The sequence below is a fragment of the Paraburkholderia sp. BCC1886 genome, assembly GCF_900996245.1.
GTDB lineage: Bacteria > Pseudomonadota > Gammaproteobacteria > Burkholderiales > Burkholderiaceae > Paraburkholderia.
This window is the reverse complement of sequence record NZ_CAAJGK010000100.1, coordinates 1-494: the sequence shown is the minus strand read 5'-3', so window position 1 is coordinate 494 and position 494 is coordinate 1. Positions and strand designations below refer to the sequence as shown.

The window sequence follows — 494 nt, the reverse complement described above, 5'->3', positions numbered from 1 at the left end:
AGCGTGGCGAGCACGATGCAGGCGCCGCCGAGCCACTCGCGCGCGCCCGGCAGCTCGTCGGCGAACAGCCACGCCGACAGCGCGGTGACGACGATCTCGAACAGCATGATGATCGAGGCGCGATTGGCGGGTACCCGGGCAAGCCCGTATTGAACCAGCAGGTTGTTGAGCGCGGTGACCACGCCGATCGCGGCGGCCAGCAGCAGCGCCAGCGTCACGGCATGCGGCGCGGGCAGCGGCGGCACGCCTTCCACGAACATCGCCGCCAGCCCGAAGGCCGCGCCGCCCGCGAACAGCGTGGCGGTGCGCATCTCGGGCTTGAGCTCCGGCAGGTCGCGCGAGATCCGCACCACCAGCACGTTGCTCATCGCGAAGCTCAGGCCGGCGGCCAGCCCCGCCCATTCGGCCGGGTTCGAGGGCAGCGGCAGGCCCAGGCGCGGCGACCAGAGCATCAGCATGGCGCCGGTGATCGACAGCGCCGCCAGCGCGGCGCT

1 protein-coding gene is annotated in these 494 nt (G+C 72.7%); it reads right to left on the bottom strand.

Annotation, left to right across the window (positions count from 1 at the left end; all coding sequences use genetic code 11):
* A partial coding sequence (locus tag FQ746_RS30390) for a DMT family transporter (protein ID WP_144113522.1) occupies positions 1-494 on the bottom strand: 494 nt, incomplete at both ends.